The sequence below is a fragment of the Providencia sp. UF-183 genome, assembly GCF_058246155.1.
This window is the reverse complement of record NZ_JBSICD010000086.1, coordinates 1-299: the sequence shown is the minus strand read 5'-3', so window position 1 is coordinate 299 and position 299 is coordinate 1. Positions and strand designations below refer to the sequence as shown.

The 299-nt window shown below is 50.8% G+C and carries 1 pseudogene; it reads right to left on the bottom strand.

Annotated features, from left to right (window positions below):
- Positions 1–299: pseudogene (locus tag AC4IFT_RS22465) on the bottom strand (VENN motif pre-toxin domain-containing protein); the annotation flags it as partial.

Sequence of the window (299 nt, the reverse complement as noted above, 5' to 3'; positions counted from 1 at the left end):
TAAGCGGTTTTGTTCTTTCTCTTTATCGAATATCGGGTTGATGCTGCCGTCATTGGCGTGCTCGGTATCGCGATTGACCTCGTTAACATCCTGTTTTTGTTTGTCGTCATTGCGAACAATGACGGTACCGTCACTGACCGCAGATTGCGTGGTGCCTTCCGCATGGCCGCTGTTATTGGCATTGGATAATAAGCCACCCGCAGCATTGGTCACCAACTGACTCACCGGTGCCAATCGAACCGCCAGTGTGCTCGGCGGTAAAGTCGGCTTTGTTATTGATATCTTTCCAGCCCAGCGTA